This is a genomic window from Paenibacillus sp. 2003, assembly GCF_031455635.1.
Classification (GTDB): Bacteria; Bacillota; Bacilli; order Paenibacillales; family Paenibacillaceae; genus Paenibacillus; species Paenibacillus amylolyticus_B.
Genome location: NZ_JAVDTB010000001.1, coordinates 851,583 through 867,254 on the forward strand (window position 1 = coordinate 851,583; position 15,672 = coordinate 867,254).

General features: G+C 45.8%; 16 protein-coding genes. All 16 read left to right on the forward strand.

The features are described 5' to 3' along the window. Nucleotides 1-35: 35 nt before the first annotated feature. Nucleotides 36-1,316 (forward strand): EF-P 5-aminopentanol modification-associated protein YfmF, encoded by a 1,281-nt coding sequence (yfmF, locus tag J2X75_RS03965; RefSeq protein ID WP_310334420.1) that lies wholly within the window; start codon nt 36-38, stop codon nt 1,314-1,316. 3 nt (nt 1,317-1,319) lie between these two features. Continuing rightward, complete coding sequence (yfmH, locus tag J2X75_RS03970) at nt 1,320-2,600, forward strand: EF-P 5-aminopentanol modification-associated protein YfmH (RefSeq protein WP_150367657.1); 1,281 nt, start codon at nt 1,320-1,322, stop codon at nt 2,598-2,600. Between the two features lies 1 nt (nt 2,601). Further along, nucleotides 2,602-3,372: an elongation factor P 5-aminopentanone reductase gene (gene ymfI, locus J2X75_RS03975; protein ID WP_026081137.1), complete on the forward strand. Its 771-nt coding sequence runs from the start codon at nt 2,602-2,604 to the stop codon at nt 3,370-3,372. A gap of 162 nt (nt 3,373-3,534) precedes the next feature. Continuing rightward, entirely contained in the window at nt 3,535-3,798 is a 264-nt protein-coding gene (locus tag J2X75_RS03980; protein WP_017689119.1) for a DUF3243 domain-containing protein, read from the forward strand. A 197-nt stretch (nt 3,799-3,995) separates the two neighbouring features. After that, entirely contained in the window at nt 3,996-4,763 is a 768-nt protein-coding gene (locus tag J2X75_RS03985; protein WP_047842510.1) for a DUF3388 domain-containing protein, read from the forward strand. Nucleotides 4,764-4,829: 66 nt separating this feature from the next. Continuing rightward, nucleotides 4,830-5,891, forward strand: coding sequence for a helix-turn-helix domain-containing protein (locus tag J2X75_RS03990; protein WP_310334425.1), 1,062 nt, complete (start codon nt 4,830-4,832; stop codon nt 5,889-5,891). Nucleotides 5,892-5,964: 73 nt separating this feature from the next. Further along, nucleotides 5,965-6,129: a hypothetical protein gene (locus tag J2X75_RS03995; RefSeq protein ID WP_167350848.1), complete on the forward strand. Its 165-nt coding sequence runs from the start codon at nt 5,965-5,967 to the stop codon at nt 6,127-6,129. 154 nt (nt 6,130-6,283) lie between these two features. Continuing rightward, the gene (locus tag J2X75_RS04000; RefSeq protein WP_017689115.1) at nt 6,284-6,775 is read left to right on the forward strand and encodes a YajQ family cyclic di-GMP-binding protein; all 492 of its coding nucleotides are present in this window, start codon (nt 6,284-6,286) and stop codon (nt 6,773-6,775) included. A 320-nt stretch (nt 6,776-7,095) separates the two neighbouring features. Beyond that, nucleotides 7,096-7,683, forward strand: coding sequence for a CDP-diacylglycerol--glycerol-3-phosphate 3-phosphatidyltransferase (pgsA, locus tag J2X75_RS04005; protein ID WP_062833849.1), 588 nt, complete (start codon nt 7,096-7,098; stop codon nt 7,681-7,683). Between the two features lie 107 nt (nt 7,684-7,790). Next, entirely contained in the window at nt 7,791-9,047 is a 1,257-nt protein-coding gene (locus J2X75_RS04010) for a competence/damage-inducible protein A (RefSeq protein ID WP_124114099.1), read from the forward strand. A gap of 243 nt (nt 9,048-9,290) precedes the next feature. Then, nucleotides 9,291-10,355 carry a recombinase RecA gene (gene recA / locus J2X75_RS04015; RefSeq protein WP_053783851.1) on the forward strand — a complete coding sequence of 355 codons (1,065 nt, stop codon included), beginning with the start codon at nt 9,291-9,293 and terminating at the stop codon, nt 10,353-10,355. Nucleotides 10,356-10,646: 291 nt separating this feature from the next. Beyond that, entirely contained in the window at nt 10,647-11,384 is a 738-nt protein-coding gene (locus tag J2X75_RS04020; RefSeq protein ID WP_310334428.1) for a regulatory protein RecX, read from the forward strand. Nucleotides 11,385-11,694: 310 nt separating this feature from the next. Then, complete coding sequence (gene rny, locus J2X75_RS04025; RefSeq protein WP_036670418.1) at nt 11,695-13,236, forward strand: ribonuclease Y; 1,542 nt, start codon at nt 11,695-11,697, stop codon at nt 13,234-13,236. Nucleotides 13,237-13,390: 154 nt separating this feature from the next. Further along, the gene (locus J2X75_RS04030; protein ID WP_017689109.1) at nt 13,391-14,185 is read left to right on the forward strand and encodes a TIGR00282 family metallophosphoesterase; all 795 of its coding nucleotides are present in this window, start codon (nt 13,391-13,393) and stop codon (nt 14,183-14,185) included. A 117-nt stretch (nt 14,186-14,302) separates the two neighbouring features. Continuing rightward, complete coding sequence (locus J2X75_RS04035; protein ID WP_007430104.1) at nt 14,303-14,563, forward strand: stage V sporulation protein S; 261 nt, start codon at nt 14,303-14,305, stop codon at nt 14,561-14,563. 89 nt (nt 14,564-14,652) lie between these two features. Further along, nucleotides 14,653-15,648, forward strand: coding sequence for a dipeptidase (locus J2X75_RS04040; RefSeq protein WP_310334431.1), 996 nt, complete (start codon nt 14,653-14,655; stop codon nt 15,646-15,648). Nucleotides 15,649-15,672: the final 24 nt, after the last annotated feature.

Genomic DNA, 15,672 nt, shown 5'->3' on the forward strand with positions numbered 1-15,672 from the left:
GCATGATAAATGACGCCGTAAAGGGGTTTTGACATTTGAATACATCAGGATTCGAAAGAGGTAGCAAGAGAGAGTTTCGTATACATGTGCTTCCGACTAAACGTTTCAAAACGTTTGCTATATCGTTATATGCAGGAGTTCCCTTACGGGAAGATACAGTAACCAAAGTAGCACTGACACCTTTTGTTCTGCGACGCGGCACGGAGTCCTATCCAGAAACAACGCAATTTCGTGAGCAACTGGAGCATCTGTATGGAGCAGGTTTTGGTTTTGACGTTTATAAACGCGGGGATTACCAGATTGTACAGTTCCGAATGGATACCATTAATGATTCTTTTGTTGGAGGGGATGAGCAGTTACTGGATCGTTCATTTGCCTTCCTTGGAGAGGTTCTTACACGACCTGCACAGGAGAATGGACATTTCAGGACGTCTTATGTACAAGCAGAGCGAGAGACTGTTCGTAAAAAGCTGGAGTCCATCGTGAATGATAAAATGCGCTATGCCGCTGAACGCAGTATCGAGGAAATGTGCAAGAACGAGCCGTACCGTCTTCATCCCCTGGGTGAGCGAAAGGATCTGCCCGGGATTGAGCCTGACACACTGACTGCGTCTTATCAGGAGTGGCTGCAACAGGCGAGTATGGATCTTTACGTGGTAGGGGATACGACACTGGAGGAAGTGGAGAACCTTGTTCAGCGTCATTTCAATGTAGATCGAACGTCCTCCTCCGATTACCAGACACAGGCAGCAGTTCGAGGAGATAAGGAAGTAGAGACCGTTATTGAGCGACTGAATGTGAGTCAGGGAAAACTCAATATGGGACTCCGTACATCGATCACTTATGGAGATCCTCAGTATGCAGCAGCACTAATGTACAACGGGATTCTCGGTGGTTATCCTCATTCCAAACTGTTTGTTAATGTTCGTGAAAAAGAAAGCCTGGCGTATTACGCTTCTTCGCGATATGACGGACATAAAGGCATTGCCACGATTCAATCCGGGATTGAAATCCCTAATTATGAGAAGGCTGTCACCATCATCAAGCAGCAGTTGGAGGAAATGAAAAGCGGCACAATCAGTGATCTGGAAATGTCCCAGACCAAAGCAATGATCCGTAACCTGCTTAAGGAAATGCAGGATTCGGCTTTTGAGATGATCGCTTATGATTTCAATCGACAGTTGTCTGGCAAAGAGAGAACGGCTGAAGAACTGCTGGCTCAGGTAGAACATATTAGCAAGGAAGATGTTCGTGAGGCGGCAGAACAGTTCCGTCTGGATACGATTTATTTCTTGCGGGACGAGAAGGAGGAATAGTCGGTGGAGAGCATTCGGTATGAACATTTGCAGGAGACACTATATTACGAAGTAATGGATAACGGACTGCATGTCTATATTTTGCCTAAACCGGGATTCCAGAAAACGTATGCTACGTTTGCAACCAAGTATGGATCGGTGGATAATCATTTTCAGGTTGAGGGACAGGAAGCAGTCAAGGTTCCGGATGGAATTGCCCATTTTCTGGAGCATAAAATGTTTGAAGAACCAACAGGCGATATCTTTGCAACATTTGCGTCTCACGGTGCCTCAGCTAACGCATTTACGAGCTTCGATCAGACGGTTTATTTGTTTTCAGCGACCGAATATGTGAATGAAAATATACAAACATTAGTTGACTTTGTGCAAAATCCTTACTTCACGGATCAAAATGTGGAAAAGGAAAAAGGCATTATCGGACAGGAAATTGACATGTATGCTGATAATCCGGATTGGCGTGTTTATTTTGGATTGATTGAGGCAATGTATCAGAAACATCCGGTGCATATCGATATTGCAGGAACGGTGGAATCCATTCGTACGATTACCAAAGAGATGTTGTATGAGTGTTATAACACCTTCTATCACCCGAGTAATATGCTCTTATTCGTGGTAGGTGGTGTAGATCCACAGGAAGTCATTGATATGGTCCGTTCGAACCAGGAACAGAAAGATTATAAGCCACAGGGGAGTATTCAACGTTTCTTTGAGCCGGAGCCTGAGCAGGTAGGAGAAGCCAGAAGGGAAGCAAAACTGGCTGTTTCACTGCCCAAATGTCTGTTTGGGTTCAAGGAGACGGACGTTGGACTTACAGGGGAACAATTGTTACGGCGGGATATGACAACACAGCTGATGATGGATCTTTTGTTTGGCTCAAGCACACGATTATTTCAGAAGCTCTACGATGAAGATCTGATCTCGGACAGCTTTGGACATGAGTATAACAGTTCGCCGCAATACGCGTTTTCAGCTATTGGTGGTGACACGAAAGATCCGGATCAACTGCTGGCACGTATACGTGAAGAAGTGGATGCCATTGTAGAAAAGGGGTTCGAATCCACGGATTTTGAACGTGCACGCAAAAAGAAAATAGGCGGATATTTGCGTATGCTCAATTCTCCGGAGAACATTGCGCATGAATTTACACGTCAGCAATTCCGTGGCGGTGATTTCTTCAATATGCTTCCGCTTTATGAATCGATTACACTGGAAGATGTAAATCTCAGACTGAGAGAGCATATTCGCTGGGATCAACTGGCTGTTTCGCTAGTCGTGAGTCCTTGATATGGAGAGGGGAACAGGACAATTGAAGGCAATTGGGGAAATGACTGTACTGGTGACTGGAGCAAGCGGTGGCATCGGAGCCGCTATCGCAGAACGTTTCGCCAGAGTGGGAATGAATGTTGTTATACACTATATGAAATCGCATGAAGCAGCGAATGAAGCCGCCAGACGGTGCATGGAACAGGGCAGTGGAAAAATCATGACCGTGTCTGCGGATCTTCGCAGCCGGGAACAGATTGAACGTATGCGTGAGAAGCTGGAGTCACACAATCTCATGCCAGATATCCTCGTGAACAATGCAGGCATCTCGCACTATGGGATGTTGTCTGATGTTACAGAGGAGATCTGGGATGAAGTGATGGCCATTAATCTCAAAGGCACGTTTATGTGTACACAGGAAATGATGCCTCACATGATCTCCCAAAGGTATGGTCGAATCATTAATGTATCGTCGATCTGGGGGCTGTCCGGTGCCTCTTGCGAAGTGTTGTATTCTACAACCAAGGGCGGGGTAAATGCATTCACCAAGGCACTTGCAAAAGAACTCGCACCTTCTGGAGTAACCGTAAATGCTGTTGCTCCTGGCGCCGTTCAGACATCCATGTTGAACCATCTGGATCAGAGTGAACTGAAGATGCTGGAAGAGGAAATTCCGGCAGGAAGACTTGCTCAACCTGATGAAATCTCATCACTGGTTTATTTTCTGGCCCTCCCTGAATCGGGTTATATCAATGGGCAGATTATTAGTCCAAACGGCGGTTGGTTAACGTAAAAAACAAGAAAACTTGACTGGCTGTGAACAAAACAGGTGAAGGTTGCTGAGAAGCAGCCGTCTTCCGGATTATTTTCAAAATGCTCGTATATAAAATGCCTCGAAAGCACATATTACAACTGTTGATTTTAAATCTCATGCGTCATCTAAGGAGGATTTATCATGTCAACAGAAAAAACAGTGCTCTCCAGTTTTGACACATGGAAGAAGTTTCTGGGTGACCGCGTACTGCAAGCAGAGAAGATGGGAATGAGTGAAGAAACCATCAACAAACTTGCGTATGAAATCGGCGACTTCCTTGATGAGAAAGTCGATCCGGCGAACCATTCCAACCGGGCATTGAAAGAGTTATGGGATGTCGGCGATGCAGATGAGCGTCGTACGATTGCGTGCCTGATGGTCAAATTGGCCAAACAAAACGCATAAGATTACAGATGAAGAGCTCCCGCAAGGGGGCTTTTCTCTAATGATTACAAACGGATTACAGAGCTGTTCTTGTAATTCATTTTCATTTTATATATCATTAACGTGACCCATTTTTAGAAGATGTCTCAGATTGTTGTCCAGTGGACACGTTCTGTTGCTGTCGAATAATGTGGAATAATGCATTACGGGGTGTTGAAATGGAATCTAAACAATGGTACATGGAATATAAAATACATAAGAACAGACCCGGTTTGTTAGGTGATATCGCCTCTATGCTGGGGATGCTTGAAGTGAATATATTGACCATTAACGGTGTTGAAGGCAAAACTCGAGGCATGCTGCTTGAATCGGATGATGATGAAAAAATCCGTTTGCTTGGTGAAATGCTTGGCAAAGTAAACAGCATCACCGTATCGGCTTTGCGTCAACCTAAATTGGTGGATATTTTGGCCGTGCGTCATGGCAGATACATTGACCGTGACTCGGATGATCGCAAGACATTTCGTTTCACACGAGATGAACTTGGGTTACTTGTGGACTTTTTGGGTGAAGTATTTAAGAGGGAAGGCAATCAGGTCATCGGTTTGCGCGGAATGCCTCGTGTTGGTAAAACGGAGTCTATTATTGCGGGCAGCGTATGTGCAATGAAGCGATGGACGTTTGTTTCCTCCACACTTCTTCGTCAGACGATAAGGAGTCAAATGTCCGAAGACGAATTGAACCCGAACAATGTCTTCATCATTGACGGAATTGTAAGTACGATTCGTTCCAGCGAGCGGCATTACAATTTGTTGCAGGATATTATGTCGATGCCAAGTACCAAAGTTATTGAACATCCGGATATTTTTGTGCAGGAATCCGAATATGATTTTAATGATTTTGATATTATTATTGAACTTCGCAACAATCCGAATGAAGAAATTATTTATGATACGTTTACGGCTAGCTACACCGACGAATTGTAAGGAACCGTACGGAATCATGAAATAGATTAGCAACAACTCAAGAGATAAACATAAGGAGGAGATGGCATGTCTGAACTGGGTCAGCAGTTAAGGGAGGCCCGGCTGCAAAAAGGGATGAGTCTTGACGATGTACAGGAAATGACAAAAATTCGCAAGAGGTATCTGGAGGCCATAGAAGCAGGAGACTATAAAGTGCTGCCGGGTAGCTTCTATGTGCGTGCTTTCATCAAAACCTATGCGGAGACCGTGGGACTGAATCCTGATGAGCTGCTGGAGGGACACAAAAAAGACGTACCCGCAGAAGAGACGGAAGCAACGATGGAACCGGTTATTCAGAAGCGTTCCAGCCGTCCGGTTGAGCGTAGTAATCGGTGGATGTCTGTCGCGCTGATGTGGACATTCCCTGTTTTGATCGTAGTACTGTTGTATGTATACGTGGTGTATAACAATGGTGATGAATCAGACAATCCGGGGCTTGATTCAGTCAAAATTACAGACAGTCAACAACAGCCTGAGGATAAACCGGATCCACCTGCCGACAACGGACAGGCAACTAATCCGCCTGCGACAGATTCAGGTACTGACGGTACTGGTGAGGGCGACGCTGGCGGTAATGGTGGCGGTACAGACACTGAAGGACAGACGGACGGTCAAACTGATGGCCAAACTGATGGTCAAACCGACGGACAAACGGGAGAAAATCAGGAAGAACCGACAGACAATTCACCGTCTAATGTGACTGTTGCAGAAGATGGGAAATCAGGAAATATTACGAACTTTAAAGTTAACGGTAGTGCAGGGCAACCTGTAACGGTTACGATCAAAGCAACAGGTCATAGCTGGCTGGAAGTGTACAAAGGCGAAAACTCCAGTGGAGAGAAGTTGGAGTATGGTAACACAGCCGAAGGTGACAGCTATACCTTTGAGTTGGATAGTACAGGAATGTATATTAAGTCCGGTTACGCTGCAGCGACCACGATTGAGGTTGGCGGGCAAGTTGTAACGGATGGCAAGGCGACCAATCGGATCCGTCTGAAGCTTGGTGAAGACAGTAGTAACACTACTTCTTCCACAGGTGTTGAAAATGGATCAACGGACGGTACAGGGGGTACCACGGGTAGCGAATAACCAGGTCAACTGCAGGAGACAATAATCGTGTCTTAACTTGCAGTTAACTTTTGGTGAAGTGAGGTGGATGGCTGTGACAGTCAGCTGGATCGTAACAGGTTTAGGGATCATTGTCAGCCTCCTGGGTTATTACCTGACTCCAAGTGCTTGGGGTTACGGAATATTGGGTTTTGGACTTGCACATGTACTTTTGGGTGTGCTCGATATGTTCAGACAGCCCAACCGCAGCCGCTATTAGTTGGAAGCTGGATCAGCAAGCATTTTTGGCAGCCACTTGAAGTGGCTGCCAAAAATGCTTTTTTCTTTGTGTAAAACAGCTTGAAATTAGACTTTTGCTTAAGGTATCCTCTATAATGTTACAGAACATACGATTAACTGAAAGGGTGACTGGTTTGAGCTCAGAAAATTCATTTGATATCGTGTCCAAAATGGACTTGCAAGAACTGACAAATGCCGTTACACAAACCGAGAAAGAAATTGGCACTCGTTATGACTTCAAGGGCAGCAAGAGCAGCCTGAAACTGGATAAGGATGCGTTAACGATCGTATCTGATGATGAGACCAAACTCAAGGCTGTCATTGACGTGCTGCAATCCAAAATGGCGAAGCGTGGTCTACCATTGAAAAACATCGATTACGCAAAGGTAGAGCCAGCGTCTTCTGGTACAGTCCGCCAGCGTTTGAATTTTAAACAGGGGATTGATCAGGACATCGCCAAGAAAATCAATATTCTTATTCGGGACTCCAAGATGAAAGTGAAGAGTCAGATTCAGGGAGACCAGCTGCGGGTAACTGGTAAGAGTAAAAATGATTTGCAAGCTGTCATGCAGCTGCTAAATGGTGCTAATCTACCTCTGGATTTGCAATATACAAATTTTAAGTAATATGGTCATTTTGTAGCTAAAGTGTTTTTTGACACGGTATTGGGCGTATATTATACTAAGTGTGCATTGCTGGCAGTCAAGCATCAAGTCCAGTCCTCATCGTTTGCTGACTTTGTGAAAAGCAGTACATCTTCTGGAAGTCACCGGAACGTTTAAAGCGGTTTTGCTTTTGAGCGGTTGACTTTATTTTTTGCGTTTCTACATAGTGGGATCATGTTAATCTGGATTGACATTGAAACTGTACATTTCATGTTCCGGATGATGATAACGGGATTATGATGATTGTTTGGAGTAATGGAGGATATGAGGGAGGGCGTCTTGTGAATTTACCCAACCGGATTACGCTTGCACGAATTTGCTTAATCCCTTTTTTGATGGTGTTCCTGCTCGTGGATTTTCCATTTTATCCAGAGCCGTTGCAGCTTGGAAGCTTTTCGCTTCCGTATAATCAACTGATTGCTGCTGTTATTTTTATCATCGCCGCAAGCACAGATGGAATTGACGGATACCTTGCGCGGAAAAATAACATGGTTACCAATCTGGGGAAACTGCTCGATCCACTCGCAGACAAGCTGCTGGTTACTGCAGTATTGATCTCGCTTGTGGAGATGGGCAAGCTGGATTCCTGGATTGCAGTTGTTATTATTAGTCGTGAATTTGCAGTTACCGGCTTGCGTCAAATTGCATTGCTTGATGGTTCGGTTGTTGCCGCCAGTGCTTGGGGCAAGCTGAAGACTGTAGTGCAGATTGTGGCGATTGTGCTGTTGCTGTTGAATAATTTCCCGTTTTCATACACGGGTATTCACGTCGATATTATTGCGGTATGGGCAGCAGCGCTTATTACCATCTGGTCGGGTATCGATTACTTTATCAAAAACAAAAATTTGCTTCATTTAACAAAAGCATAATGGTTTGTTCTTAAATGGGTAATCATGAAGGAAGCATTGGGTCAGGGGCAATAGGAAATTATCCTATTGCCCTTTGATCACTCACCACGTGTATAGGAGGATGCTCAATGAAGGCAGAAATCATTGCAGTTGGCACAGAGCTGCTGCTTGGACAAATCGTCAATACCAATGCCAGATACCTATCCCGTGAATTGGCTGCGATGGGGATCGATGTATATTTCCAAACGGTGGTTGGGGATAACCTGAACCGACTTAGTGAAGCTATTCGCATTGCGCAGAGCCGTGCAGACATTATTTTATTTTCCGGTGGCATCGGACCTACCCAAGATGATCTGACCAAGGATGCGCTCGCAGCTGTTCTTAACCGAAAACTGCATACAGATCGAATGGCAATGGACAAAATTGAGAGCTTTTTCAGAGATCGTAATGTGGACATGACAGAGAATAACCGACGTCAGGCGATCGTTATTGATGGCGGAACACCTCTGGCCAATGAAACGGGCCTTGCGGCAGGAAATGCGATTTCTGACAATGACAAATATTATGTTGTGATGCCTGGACCACCTAAAGAGCTGATTCCAATGTTTGAACAGGAAGTCAAACCTTGGCTGTTCCAGCATGTACTCACAGAAGAGATGCCGATCTATTCCCGAATGCTCAAATTCGCAGGTATTGGTGAATCTGCTTTGGAAGATCGACTATTGGATCTGATTGACGCGCAGACAGACCCTACGATTGCTCCTTACGCGAGCGAAGGCGAAGTTACGGTACGTGTATCCACAAAGGCTGCGAGTGAGGGAGAGGCGAAGCTGAAGCTGGATGCGATGGAGGTTCAGATTCGGGAGCGTTTGACAGAACATCTCTACGCGAATGAGGATGTGCCTATAGAGTACACGATTGTAACCATGATGTCTGACATGGGGCTGACGCTCAGCGCTGCTGAGAGCTGTACAGGAGGGCTTGTCATGCAAAGTCTGACCTCTGTACCCGGAAGTGCGTCAATGCTCAAAGGTGGAATTGTTTGTTACTCCAATGAAATTAAAGAAAAGCTGCTGAATGTGCCTCATGATTATCTGGAAGGTGAAGATGCACCAGGGGCGGTAAGTCCTGAGGTTGCAAAAGTGCTTGCTGAGCAGATCCGCATGATTGGCGATGCTGATTTTGGCTTGGCTGTTACCGGTGTAGCTGGACCGGGATATTCGGAACGCAAACCACCCGGACTTGTCTTCATCGCTCTTGCTGAACGTGGAAAAGAAACGGAAATTCATGAGCTGCGTATTAATGGTAATCGCGAGACGGTTCGCATTCGTTCAGCCAAAGCGATTCTCTATCGTTTATGGCAAAAACTTGTGGCGATGGATTGATTAGTTAATAGCTTCGATTGCATTTACAGTTCCAAGCAAGTATAATTAAGGAAGACGGAAGAACCGTAGAATTAGGCTTTACAGCCTTGTTTACGGTTCTTTTTTCTGTTTAATGGAAAGTTTCCTTGAGGAAGAGGCGCCTCGGCCTTTACAAAAAAAACGAATGTATGTTCGAAAAAAAGCTTGGCAAACGTGTTAAAACAAGGTATCATTATCTTATAAACAGTAAAGGGTGTGAGCTTATTGTCAGACCGTCGTGCCGCGCTTGATATGGCGCTCCGTCAAATAGAGAAGCAATTTGGTAAAGGATCCATCATGAAACTGGGTGAGTCCACGCATATGAATGTGGAAATTATTCCCAGTGGTTCCTTGGCTTTGGATATTGCATTAGGAACAGGCGGCTTGCCTAAAGGCCGTATTGTTGAAATATATGGACCTGAATCCTCAGGTAAAACAACTGTCGCATTGCATGCGATTGCTGAAGTACAACGCGTTGGTGGACAAGCAGCATTTATCGATGCCGAGCATGCTCTTGATCCTCAATATGCAAGCAAATTGGGTGTTAACATTGACGAATTGCTTCTATCTCAGCCAGATACGGGTGAGCAAGGGCTGGAAATTGCAGAAGCTCTTGTGCGCAGTGGTGCAGTAGATATCGTTGTTATTGACTCTGTAGCCGCATTGGTACCAAAAGCAGAGATTGAAGGCGAAATGGGTGATTCACACGTAGGTTTGCAAGCGCGTTTGATGTCTCAGGCGCTGCGTAAATTGTCTGGTGCAATCAGCAAATCCAAAACAATCGCAATCTTCATCAACCAGCTTCGTGAGAAAGTCGGCGTTATGTTTGGTAACCCAGAAACAACACCTGGTGGTCGTGCTCTGAAGTTTTATTCCACAGTACGTCTGGATGTGCGTCGTATTGAGAGTATCAAATCAGGCAATGACATGATTGGTAACCGTACTCGTATTAAAGTCGTGAAAAACAAAGTAGCACCTCCGTTTAAACAAGCGGAAGTGGATATCATGTACGGTGAGGGTATCTCGAGAGAAGGCAGTATCATTGACATTGGTACAGAGCTGGACATCGTTAATAAAAGTGGTGCATGGTACTCATACGAAGGCGAGCGTTTAGGACAAGGCCGTGAGAACGCGAAGCAGTTCATGAAAGAGCATAAAGATATTGCTGAAATCATTGAACAAAAAATTCGTGTAGCAAGTAACTTGACTACTGCAGTTCCTGCGCCAACTAGTGAAGAGCAACAAAAAGAAGCAGCAGAAGAACAAGAATTGTTTGAAATCAACGAGTAATCTCTCAAGTCCTCCCTTGTTGGGAGGATCCTGAGGGTGTTGCCCTCTGGACTCCGTAAACTTATCTGATTGAGCTTGGATCAATCTGGATAATGGATTGTAGTGGGTGTACTCGTGCTGCCTAACAGCCCCTGTCCCAATGGACAGGGGCTGTTAGCACGCTAACTGTGGAGTAAAGGCCGGGCTGAGTTCCCGGTCTTTTGTATTATTAGTGTTCTTTGTCTTCTTTGTCTTATGTGAAGATGTGCTTGGCGTAGTCAGAATGAAAATGTTATGAAAGGGGAGACCAGAATGGATCAACATGACGAGGACTTATATGAAGAAGCAGAACAGGACGGCCTATCCCAATTTCCGGACAACGAAGAACTGGCTATTACACGTGTAGAACGAACGAAGAGCAGGCAAGCTCGCTATCGAATCAATTTTGGTATCCACTCCATTACGGTTCTTGAAGATGTGATGATAAAATACAGGATGACTCAAGGCAATACGTTTATGAAGAAGGATCTGGAAGAAATCATTGTAGCTGATGAGCGACAGCGGACGTATGCACAGTCTCTGCGCTTTTTGGAGCATAAGCCGCGAACACGCCATGAATTAAGTCAGAAACTTCGTCAAAAAGAGTTTGCTGCACCATTAATTGAAGAGACGCTGGATCGACTTGAGCGGGAGAAGTTAGTGGATGACGATCTATTTGCGAAGGAATGGACAAGACAGCGTATGGAGGGCAAGCGGAAGGGAAAACTGTGGATAAGGCAAGAGCTGCGTCAAAAGGGCATTGCCAATGATCTAATTGCTGAAGCACTGGAAGGTGTTAGTACGGATGCGGAATTTGAGACTGCTCTGAGTGCCGGACGCAAAAAATGGAATCAGGTCAAAGGGGACGTCAAAGCAAAGAAAAATAAAACGCTTCCCTTCCTAATGAGACGTGGTTTTTCAATGGATATGGTGCGCCGGGTCGTGAATTGTTTAATTGAAGAAGATGAGGCTGGGGACCCTGAAGATGACGAAGCGTTGTTATGGGATTAGCAGACTAGAGTCTCTATACTGCATTCTCTTGACAATTTCTTTCGTCAAATACTAAAATGGACATGAGTCTGTAAGAAATGGACAACCCTTTTTCCTTCCAAAAAAGCGGTTTCGGTTTCTTAAGATTTATACCATTCTTAATTATGGGTTCGCTGGAAACAGTGAATAGTACGTGGAAACATGTACATGTGAAATGAAAATCGGCGGGGGATCGCCGTGAGTATTCGTTATTCCCAAACATATGTAAGGTTTGAAAACTGCAAATTGACCCAAGGAATGCCTTGGAGGAACCAACGAGGAGGTGAACAGTATGGAAATTGCAATCACGATCGCTCTCGTTGCAGCCGCGCTATTCATTGGGTTCGGAGTAGGATATTTTATTCGCAAATCTCTTGCAGAGGCTAAAATCTCTAGTGCGGAACAAGCTGCCGTACAAATCGTGGAGAACGCGAAGAAAGAGGCAGAAGCACTGAAGAAAGAAACGGTGCTGGAGGCGAAGGATGAAATCCATCGCATTCGCGCTGAAGCTGAAAAAGACACTCGTGAACGTCGAAATGAAATTCAACGACAAGAAAGACGATTGTTGCAAAAAGAAGAGTCGCTGGATAAAAAATTGGAATCACTCGAACGTAAAGAAGAGCAAGTGGCTAACAAAGAGAAACGAATTGATGAGACTCAGCAGCAGATCGAAATGATTTACAAAAACCAGGTGACAGAGTTGGAACGTATATCCAACCTCACCATGGAAGACGCACGCAGTATCATACTGTCCAACGTAGAACAGGAAGTTCGTCATGAGACGGCTCAAATGATCAAGGACATTGAACAACAAGCGAAGGAAGAAGCGGACAAAAAGTCCCGCGAGATTATTACACTCGCCATCCAACGCTGTGCGGCTGACCACGTAGCGGAAACAACGGTATCTGTTGTTACCCTGCCAAATGAAGAAATGAAAGGCCGGATTATCGGTCGTGAAGGACGTAACATCCGTGCGCTTGAAACCCTTACAGGGATTGACCTCATTATCGATGATACGCCAGAAGCTGTTATTCTGTCGGGCTTTGACCCGATTCGCCGTGAGATCGCCCGTACTGCCCTGGAGAAACTGGTGGCTGATGGACGTATTCACCCGGCACGGATTGAAGAGATGGTTGAGAAATCCCGCAAAGAAGTGGATGAGCGCATCCGTGAGTACGGTGAGCAAGCTACCTTTGAAGTGGGCGTGCATGGTCTGCATCCGGATCTGATCAAAATTTTGGGCCGGTTGAAGTTCCGTACAAGTTACGGTCAAAACGTCTTGAAACATTCCATGGAAGTCGCTTATCTGGCTGGACTGATGGCTGGCGAACTCGGAGAAGACGTAACTCTGGCAAGACGTGCAGGTCTATTGCATGACATCGGTAAAGCGCTGGATCACGAAGTGGAAGGATCACACGTCGAAATTGGCGTGGAACTGGCGAAGAAATACAAAGAACATCCGGTTGTAATCAACAGTATCGCGTCCCATCACGGAGATTGTGAAGCGACTTCGGTCATTGCCATGTTGGTTGGCGCAGCAGATGCGCTCTCCGCAGCAAGACCAGGCGCACGCCGCGAAACGCTGGAAACGTATATCAAACGACTGGAGAAGCTGGAAGAAATCTCAGAATCCTTCGAAGGTGTCGAGAAATCGTACGCCATTCAGGCCGGACGCGAAGTTCGCGTTATGGTACAGCCTGAGAAGATCGATGATGCTGAAGCCTTCCGCTTAGCCCGTGACATCACGAAGATGATTGAGAATGAACTCGACTATCCGGGTCACATCAAAGTCACCGTCATCCGGGAAACCCGTGCGGTTGAATACGCAAAATAGAGCATTACGGAAAAGTGGCCGCAGTAGTGGGCCACTTTTCCTGTTGATAGCCTGTTAAAATGCAACTACACATCATGGAGCATGAGATAGAGTCCTGCAAAGGTTCAACATTTGAAGTAAGAGGACTTTGCAGGAATTGAGGAGGCAGTAATCAATGAAAGTTTTGTTTATTGGTGACATTGTAGGTAACGTGGGACGTAAGGCACTAAAGGAAAATTTACCATATCTGAAATCGAAGTATAAGCCACATGTGGTGATTGTGAATGGTGAAAATGCGGCAGCAGGTCGCGGCATTACCGGTGCAATCGCAAATGAGTTTTTCAACTGGGGTGTACATGGTATTACACTTGGTAATCATACTTGGGACAATAAGGATATTTTTGATTTTATAGATGATGAGCCGCGCATGATTCGTCCAGCGAACTTTCCACCAGGAACACCAGGACGAGGATACACGGTTGTCAAAGGCGAAGGGAAAGAGCTGGCAATTGTCAATCTGCAAGGAAGAACGTTCCTGCCTGCTCTGGATTGTCCATTCCGTGTAGCTGATGAAATTGTAGATGAGCTGCGCCAAGACCATAAATGTATTTTGGTCGATATGCATGCTGAAGCGACGTCAGAAAAGATTGCCATGGGATGGCATCTGGATGGACGTGCGTCTCTCGTTGTAGGTACACATACGCATGTACAGAGTAATGATGATCGGATTTTGCCTGGAGGAACAGCTTACTTGACGGATGCAGGCATGGTAGGGCCTCGTGACGGCATATTGGGCATGGAGCGTGAGGCCGTGCTGCGTAAGTTCTACACTCAGCTACCTGTACGTTTTGTTGTGGATGATGGCAAATGGCACTTCCATGGTGTTTTTGTTGAAATTGATGAAGCTACAGGTGCGGCAACACGCATCGAAAAAATTCGTCTGATGGAGGACGAGTGGCGCATGGAATAGGGGTATTGTCCCAATTTGCAGGGAAACCCGTCTAAAAAGAAGGAATTTTTTTGCCTCCCGCGAATAACATCTAGTAAGTGGAAACAAACTTTCAACATTCCCAGGGAGGTACTTACCATGGATGTATTAAAAGTTTCAGCAAAGTCCAATCCTAATTCTGTAGCCGGCGCTCTTGCAGGGGTTCTTCGTGAACGTGGAAATGCTGAACTGCAGGCAATTGGAGCGGGAGCACTGAACCAAGCCATTAAAGCGGTAGCGATAGCCCGGGGATTTGTAGCACCAAGCGGAGTTGACCTGATTTGTATTCCAGCTTTTACAGACATTGTGATCGACGGCGAGGACCGAACGGCCATTAAGCTGATTGTGGAGCCCAGATAATACATGCAGTATGCATTGAACCTGTTTACGATGGATGTAGACAGGTTTTTTTGCGTTTTTTTTGCAATAAATATTGAGGAGGGTATAAGATGTCCATGTCTGATTGGCGTGTAGCTGATTTTCACTGTGATGCACTGAGCAAAATTTTGATGCAGCCTGCTCTTTCATTCCAAGATGCTCCACAACTGGATGTGAACTTGCAACGTTTGAAAGAGGGGAATGTAGGGTTGCAGGCGTTCGCCATCTATTTACCCGAAGTGCTTGGCAGAGGCAAGTTTGAACATGTGATGGGGCAGCTGGAGATTTATCGTAGACGTGTGGAGAGAAGTCAGGCGCGGCCTGGCGGTACACAGACGTTGTTATGGCGGGAACAGGTGGCTCAGGTGGGGCAAACCGAGGGTCCGTGGGGATTAATCACACTGGAGGGTGTGGATGGCCTGGAGGGCAACCTGTTCTATCTGGAGTTATGTTATCAGATGGGCGTTCGAATCATTGGACTAACGTGGAATTATGCCAATTGGGCGGCTGACGGAGTATTGGAGAAGCGTGGAGCAGGTCTGACCGAGAAGGGGAAGGAACTGGTGCGCCAGTGTAATGAAATCGGAATGCTGCTCGACGTGTCACATCTGACAGAGAAAGGTTTTTGGGAACTGGCTGACTTGAGTAAACGTCCTTTTATCGCCTCCCACTCCAACAGCTATAGCGTATGTCCCCATGTGCGTAATCTGAAAGATGATCAGATTCAGGCTATCATTGCCCGGGAAGGGCGGATTGGACTGACGTTTGTACCCTGGTTTGTCAAGCAGGAGGGTGAGGTACGTATAGAAGATCTGTTGCCTCATATTGAGGAGATCTGCTCTCTGGGCGGGCAACATCACCTGATGATGGGGTCCGATTTTGATGGAATTTCAACGTATATTCAGAGACTTGAACATTCAGGACATTATCCGAGACTGACGGAAATCTTGCTCAAACATTATGATGAACATCTGGTTCGTGGCTGGTTGTGGGGGAATGCAATGAGTTATCTGGGGGAACACTTGCCAGAGAGCAATCCAAAGATAAAGGGGGCTTCCATGAAATAGTGAACTGGTGTGTGCGTTGAATGT

Excerpts from the sequence above, each read along its gene's own strand:
- ymfI (WP_026081137.1), top strand. The coding sequence starts at position 2,602 with ATGGAGAGGGGAACAGGACAATTGAAGGCAATTGGGGAAATGACTGTA.
- J2X75_RS04010 (WP_124114099.1), top strand. The coding sequence starts at position 7,791 with ATGAAGGCAGAAATCATTGCAGTTGGCACAGAGCTGCTGCTTGGACAA.
- J2X75_RS04030 (WP_017689109.1), top strand. The coding sequence starts at position 13,391 with ATGAAAGTTTTGTTTATTGGTGACATTGTAGGTAACGTGGGACGTAAG.
- J2X75_RS04020 (WP_310334428.1), top strand. The coding sequence starts at position 10,647 with ATGGATCAACATGACGAGGACTTATATGAAGAAGCAGAACAGGACGGC.
- rny (WP_036670418.1), top strand. The coding sequence starts at position 11,695 with ATGGAAATTGCAATCACGATCGCTCTCGTTGCAGCCGCGCTATTCATT.
- J2X75_RS04035 (WP_007430104.1), top strand. The coding sequence starts at position 14,303 with ATGGATGTATTAAAAGTTTCAGCAAAGTCCAATCCTAATTCTGTAGCC.
- J2X75_RS03980 (WP_017689119.1), top strand. The coding sequence starts at position 3,535 with ATGTCAACAGAAAAAACAGTGCTCTCCAGTTTTGACACATGGAAGAAG.
- J2X75_RS04040 (WP_310334431.1), top strand. The coding sequence starts at position 14,653 with ATGTCCATGTCTGATTGGCGTGTAGCTGATTTTCACTGTGATGCACTG.
- J2X75_RS03985 (WP_047842510.1), top strand. The coding sequence starts at position 3,996 with ATGGAATCTAAACAATGGTACATGGAATATAAAATACATAAGAACAGA.
- J2X75_RS03990 (WP_310334425.1), top strand. The coding sequence starts at position 4,830 with ATGTCTGAACTGGGTCAGCAGTTAAGGGAGGCCCGGCTGCAAAAAGGG.